At 61.2% G+C, this 6,230-nt stretch carries 6 protein-coding genes; 4 read left to right on the top strand and 2 right to left on the bottom strand.

The window, feature by feature from the left end:
• The 3 genes from EPO09_RS14055 to EPO09_RS14045 all read left to right on the top strand — a co-directional run.
• Nucleotides 1–796: methyl-accepting chemotaxis protein (locus tag EPO09_RS14055; protein WP_290643947.1), on the top strand; the 796-nt coding region annotated here is incomplete at its 5' end.
• 87 nt (nt 797–883) lie between these two features.
• Nucleotides 884–2,830 carry a phosphate transport regulator gene (locus EPO09_RS14050; RefSeq protein WP_290643946.1) on the top strand — a complete coding sequence of 649 codons (1,947 nt, stop codon included), beginning with the start codon at nt 884–886 and terminating at the stop codon, nt 2,828–2,830.
• Nucleotides 2,827–4,434, top strand: coding sequence for a PEP/pyruvate-binding domain-containing protein (locus EPO09_RS14045; protein WP_290643945.1), 1,608 nt, complete (start codon nt 2,827–2,829; stop codon nt 4,432–4,434). Before EPO09_RS14050 ends, EPO09_RS14045 begins: the two co-directional genes overlap by 4 nt.
• Here the strand turns inward: EPO09_RS14045 and EPO09_RS14040 are convergent.
• The gene (locus EPO09_RS14040; protein ID WP_290643944.1) at nt 4,418–4,651 is read right to left on the bottom strand and encodes a hypothetical protein; all 234 of its coding nucleotides are present in this window, start codon (nt 4,649–4,651) and stop codon (nt 4,418–4,420) included. The genes EPO09_RS14045 and EPO09_RS14040 overlap by 17 nt on opposite strands.
• 38 nt (nt 4,652–4,689) lie before the next feature.
• Nucleotides 4,690–5,385: a lamin tail domain-containing protein gene (locus EPO09_RS14035; RefSeq protein ID WP_290643943.1), complete on the bottom strand. Its 696-nt coding sequence runs from the start codon at nt 5,383–5,385 to the stop codon at nt 4,690–4,692.
• A gap of 171 nt (nt 5,386–5,556) precedes the next feature.
• Here EPO09_RS14035 and EPO09_RS14030 point away from each other — a divergent pair.
• Nucleotides 5,557–6,230: alkaline phosphatase family protein (locus tag EPO09_RS14030; protein ID WP_290643942.1), on the top strand; the 674-nt coding region annotated here is incomplete at its 3' end.

Here is a 6,230-nt window from a genome sequence, read left to right as displayed (position 1 = left end):
CAACCGGTTTGTGGGCTCTCTCTCCGGCATGGTTCGGTCCATTCGTCAATCAACGGAGACGATCAACGTGGCCAGCAACGAGGTGGCCGTGGGCAACCAGGACCTCAGCAATCGGACCGAGCAGGCTGCCAGTGCCTTGCAGGAGACCGCCTCTGCCATGGCGCAGATCACGCAGTCGGTTCAGCATAGTGCGGAGGTGGCACAGGAGGCTCGTGAACTGGCAGGGGCAGCCATGCAGACAGCACAAGTCAGTGGTGCCGCCATGGACGATGTCGTCAGCACCATGTCAGAGATCAGCACCTCATCGGCCAAGATCCGGGACATCATCGGCGTGATCGATGGCATTGCATTTCAGACCAACATTCTGGCGCTCAATGCGGCGGTCGAAGCTGCGCGTGCTGGTGAGCAGGGGCGCGGATTCGCCGTCGTGGCTTCCGAGGTGCGCGCACTGGCACAACGCAGTGGTGGCGCGGCCAAGGAGATTCGCACGCTGATCGGTGCGTCTTCGGACATGGTTGAGACCGGCTCGGTGAATGTGGCGCGTGCGGGGCAGTCCCTGCGCGAATTGGTCGGTTCCGTGGATCGCGTCAACAGTTTGATTGCCGATCTGTCTCAGGCAGCCGTGCAGCAAGGTACTGGCATTGGCCAGATCAACCATGCCATTACCCAACTCGATGGCATGACCCAGCAGAACGCCGCCTTGGTTGAGCAGTCCAGTGCGGCTGCCGCCAGTTTGAAGCAGCAGGCCATGGCATTGGCCGAGTCGGTTGCCGCGTTCAAGGTCCGGTCGGCATAGCCGGCAGGCTGGTGCAACTGGCCGCGTCGACTGCCACTGTCTCGTCATATGTCGCCTCCAGACTGATTGCATGTTTTGGGGGCGAACATGCAAAAGAGTCAAGCACTGGCGTCGTTGGGGCAACGTGGGCTGTTGATGCCGGTCTGGGTGAAGGCTGCGCTGGCCGCGAACGACCGGCTCAAGGTGTATCTCACGGTACTGCAGGCAGCATCGAGTCACGCTGATCATCCCGACCGAGAGGCTTTGGATCTTTCGCGTGAACTGGATGCCGCTGGCTTGAGCAATGCCTCGTGGCTGCATGAACTGCCTGCAGGCGCCAGTCGCATCGATGGCCTACTGGTCGTGCCGGAACTCGATCGTCTCGTGAGCAGCCTGACGGACGATCTGGCGATCATGGCGCGGCCCGTGCTGGAAGCCTGCACGGACGATGCCGAACCTCATTTGCGCGTTCATCAATGGCAGGACTGGCTGGATGCGCTGCACGGCGAGCAGCTCGACAGGTCTCAGTTGCACAGTCTGACGCACGGGGATCGGCATGCCGACGACAGTGTGCATTTGCTGATCATGGATCTGCACAAGCAGATCAATCATCTGGCTGAGTCGCTGGCCAGTGAATTGATTGATGGTGCCCACGTGTGGCAATTGGCGCCGGAAGACCGTCCGCTGGTCGGCGCCTTCATGAGGGGGCTTCATCGCACCGCACCTTTGAAGCTGGATCACCCAGGGTTGGATACGGCTGCCACGCGTGACGGCGATCAGTTGCTGCTGCAAAACGACATTGGTACCAACGATGCCCATGTGCTGGTCATGCGCGTCAAGGGCCTGGATATCAGCCTGACGTACTCGGATCTGCATCGCACGCGGTTTGCCTTCTTCCAGAGCCTGTTGGCGCCGTTGGGGGCGAGCTGGTCCGCCACGGAGTCCAGAACCACCGTGGAGCTCAATCAAGGCGAGGCGTACTCGGTTGGTACCGCGCGTTTCGAGTGCCATGACGAAGCCCAACTGGAGCAGGTGCTGGAGGGTTTGGGCGCCAGCATCGTGTTTCTGATCGATTGGAACCGCGCACGAAAGCGCTTGCTGCATTTTGTGAACAAGGAAGGCGCGATTGCCGTGCTGACCGCGGCGGCTCAAGCGGAGCTTGGGCACATGGCCTGGTTGAAAGCGGGCGGGGAGCGGCTCGTGTTTGATGCGATGCAAGCCGCAGGAACAGGTGCTTTCCGCATTGGTGATCGCCTGGACGAGGTATTGGGCGATGCCCCGGCGCAGACCTTCATGCTGGATGTCATGCGCCTGGCCTGCGATGCGCTGCTGCATGGCCAGCCCTTGGCACTGATCGCCGATGAAACTCGGCTGTTGTTGTCACGCCAGGTGCAAAAGCGCACGACGGAGTTTGATTTGCTGGACGACCATGCGGCGTATTGCCAGGCATTGGCTCAGGCGGTCAGTGATGGCCTGGCCCATGGGCATGACAGTTTGCAGGATGCTGCGCAGGATCTGGCTGCCCGGGCCAAAGCCTGGGAGCGTCGAGCCGATCATTTGGTGATGCAGGCCAGGCAGGAGGCCGAACGCCAACCGCGCTGGCAGCCCATCGCCCGCTTGCTGGCACTGTCTGACGATGTGGCTGACGCGCTCGAAGAAGCGGCCTTCATGATGAGCCTGATCGCCGATCATCATCAAAAGGGTTGGAACCATGATGTGCGGCTGGCTCTCTCCAGGCTGGCTCAGACCGTCTTGCGGGCTACGCAAGATCACATCAAGGCGCTGACGATTGCGCGCACGCTGGGTAGCCAGAGCACGGCGGCGGACAGCGATGCTTTTCTGGCTGCCACATGGAACGTGTTGCGGGCGGAGCGCCAATGCGATGAGTTGCTGCGCCAGGCTCGCCGTGTGATCCTCCATGCAATCGATGATGCGCCATCTCTGATGCTGGCCAACGATCTGGCCATGACGCTGGAGTTGGCATCCGATCGATTGCTGGCTGCGGGGTATGGGCTGCGCGAAGTGGCGTTCGACAAAGCGGGGGTGCCATCATGAGCACGGCTCACGCGCTGTATCTCATCGGATGTGGCGATGCCGAGCAACTGCGCCATCAACTGGAGGCAGCCACGGCCCAGACCATGGGCTTCAAGGCCTATAACTTGTTGCGCATGAGCCAGATCAATTTGCCCGTGCCGCCCGCCTTTGTATTGGGAACGTCGTATTGCCAGGATGACGCCACGCGAGCCAAGGCCTGCGAGCCGGCAAGCTGGGCGCATGGCTTGACGGCCTTGCAGGACGCTTGCCAGCAATGGCTGGGAGATGCGCGTCAACCTTTGCTGTTGTCCGTCCGATCTGGCGCCCCTGTGTCGATGCCCGGCATGATGGAGACCTTGCTCAACATTGGTCTGTGCGATGCCACGGTGAGCGGCATGATTCGCCAGACGGGCAACCCGCGTCTCGTCTGGGATGCGTATCGCAGGCTCGTGGTGACGTATGCGGAGGTGGTGGCGGGGTTGGACCCAGCGTTGTTTGATGCTGAGACGGCGGCCGTTGCGGGTGGCCGCGATGAGCGGGATCTGGACTTTGCCGAATTGCGCACTATCACACGCGCTTGTCTTGCCACCTATGCCAGAGAAGCAGGGCAGGCTTTCCCGCAGGATCCGCAGGCGCAATTGACGGCAGCCATCGCCGCTGTGTTGAAGTCCTGGCAATCCGCCAAGGCGTGTGAATACCGTCGCGTGAACCAGTTGCCTGATGATCTGGGGACGGCCGTGACCGTGCAGCAGATGGTGTTTGGCAACGCAGGAGGCCAATCCGGCGCCGGGGTCGGCTTCACGCGTGACCCAGCCACGGGCGAGCCACATCTCTGGGTCGATTTCCTGTTCAACGCACAGGGTGAAGATGTGGTCTCTGGCCGTCGCAGCGCCCACGGGCATGCCGAGATGGCCTCGGTGCTCCCGCATGCGTGGCAGTCATTGCGGGACGCAGCCAGCCAACTCGAGCACCATTTTGGCGATATGCAGGATTTCGAGTTCACGGTGCAAGACGGGCGGCTATATATGTTGCAGACCCGTTCAGGCAAACGTACGCCGCAGGCTGCAGCACGTATTGCATTGGATTTGCTGGATGAGGGCTTGATATCGCGCGACACGGCCAGAGGGCGGACAAGCAAATTGAAGCCGCAAGACTTGATGATCCAGCGCGTGGTGTCCGCTGATGGTCAAGCATTGACGCCGCTGGCTCATGCGGCGACGGCATGCACAGGCGTGGCCATTGGCGAAATCGCCTTGGATGAAGCCCGTGCTCGGGCCCGCTTTGCAAGCGGTGCCAGTGTCATTCTGGTGCGGCGTGATGCGGAGACCAGTGACATGGCAGCGCTGGTCTCCGCTACGGGCTTGTTGACGCAAAGGGGTGCGCGCACATCCCACGCTGCTGTTGTGGCACGTCAGTTGGGCAAGGTGTGTCTGGTGGGGTGCAGCGCCATGTCGCTGGATGAATCAGCACACTCGCTGGCATTTGGTGAACTGATCTTGCACGAAGGTGATGTTGTCACCCTGGATGGCAACGAAGGTGCCATTTACGCAGGGGCAGCCAGTACGGTGGTGGAAGAGCCAGTCGAGCTTTTGGCCCGACTGATTCAACTCAACGCTGCTCAATGAGACCCAGGGCCCGTAGCCTATCCACGATGCGCAGCGCGTCATGAGGTGACGCGCCTGCCAGGTTCATCAACTGACGTGTGGGTGTCAGGCCATTGAGCATACGCAGCCACAGCATGAATTCATGGCCCAGCAGCGAGGACTTCCCGGCCGCAACGATCTGCCCTTTGTGTGTGCGCTGATAGACCGCGTCAAGGGATGAAGGCAACGCGTTGCTCATGTACTTCCAGTCGTCCTTGGCTGGATGAACCTGATGCGTCAAGCCTGCTTGCGGCGAATGCCCGTCAGCCCCAAGACGCCCAGGCTGGTCAGCAACAGTGCCAGGCTCTCAGGCTCCGGGACCGCGGCGATGGCCCCCGGCGAGCCGGTTTCAATGCCGTTGGCTGACAGGAAGGCGCCATTGAGACCTGCGGTGCTGAAAGTTGTGAGAACGCCATTGTTCACGCCTGCGGCGTTGTCGAAGGTGCGGCCCAGCGTCGAGGCATTGAAGTCTACGCGCGTAACCAGTGTTCCGCTGGCCGTGAAGATGTTGACCGCATCTGTTGACGTGCTCAGGCCGACGCCCGCACCGCCATAGTTGCCAATGAGCAGGCCACTGGGGGCATTGCCACCGAACCATGCCTGAGTGAACGCCGCATTGATGGCAGCGTCGGTAGAACCCGTCGAGTTGCTCTCGATGAACACAACGGATTGGCCCGCTGCAATGCTGCTGACGCCGCGCAAGGCCACGGCAGAGGCAAACGCATTGGAGTTGTCATCCATCTTCCAGCCGTTGATGTTGACGGCGCTCGTGCCGGTATTGGTGAGCTCAAACCAGTCTGCCGCATAAGCAGCACTGCTGCCGGCCGCGTCCACTTCAGAGATCACGATGGCGGCATGGGCTGAGTGCGACACGGCGCAGGCCAGAACGGCAGCCAGGGCGCTGGCTGCCTGTTTGAAAGAACTTGACTTCATGGTGGGTACTGCCGGATCAAGGTTGTTGAGCCTTGCAGCATCCAATGCGCGGGTGACAGGGCGATGAGCCCCCATGATCTCTTCGGCACCTTGATCTGAATGCGGCTGCGCGTTCACGTCAGCGTCACGAGCCATGTTTACGGTACCGGCAGTTTTTTCAGAAGGACTGCCATGCAAGACCAAAGCCGTCGCCAACTTCTTCAACTGATCGCTGCGGGTGCCGCTGCCGGTGCGCTGCCCAACAGCATTGCGCGTGCCCTGGCCATTCCGGCCCACCGCCGTACGGGCACCATTGAGGACGTCGAGCACATCATCATCCTCACGCAAGAGAACCGCTCGTTCGATCACTACTTCGGCACCATGCGCGGCGTGCGCGGCTTTGCCGATCCTCGCGCCGTCAAGTTGCCATCAGGCAAAACGGTGTGGCACCAGGCTCATGGCGACAGCGAGTTGCTGCCTTTCCGCCCACCCGTTGAAAACGTGGGCCTGACCTTCCTTCAGGATCCGCCTCACGGCTGGAACGACACGCATGCGGCCTGGAACTGGGGCAACCACGACCAGTTCGTGCCCAACAAGGGCATCGTGACGATGACTTACCACACGCGTCAGGACATCCCTTACCACTTCGCCCTGGCTGATGCCTTCACGGTCTGTGATGCCTACCATTGCTCGCTGATGGGCCCCACAGACCCCAATCGCTACCACCTGTGGACAGGCTGGTGCGGCAACGATGGCAAGGGTGGCGGCCCCGTGATCACCAACGCCGAAGTGGGCTATGACTGGTCCAGCTTCCCTGAAAAGCTGGAGACGGCTGGCATCAGCTGGAAGGTCTACCAGGACGTGGG

The organism is Aquabacterium sp. (assembly GCF_004297345.1).
In the GTDB taxonomy this organism is placed as follows: Bacteria; Pseudomonadota; Gammaproteobacteria; order Burkholderiales; family Burkholderiaceae_C; genus Aquabacterium.
This window is presented reverse-complemented; position numbering and strand designations above follow the sequence as displayed.

Coding starts and splice junctions, on each gene's coding strand:
- EPO09_RS14045 (WP_290643945.1), top strand. CDS start 2,827: ATGAGCACGGCTCACGCGCTGTATCTCATCGGATGTGGCGATGCCGAG.
- EPO09_RS14040 (WP_290643944.1), bottom strand. CDS start 4,651: ATGAGCAACGCGTTGCCTTCATCCCTTGACGCGGTCTATCAGCGCACA.
- EPO09_RS14035 (WP_290643943.1), bottom strand. CDS start 5,385: ATGAAGTCAAGTTCTTTCAAACAGGCAGCCAGCGCCCTGGCTGCCGTT.
- EPO09_RS14050 (WP_290643946.1), top strand. CDS start 884: ATGCAAAAGAGTCAAGCACTGGCGTCGTTGGGGCAACGTGGGCTGTTG.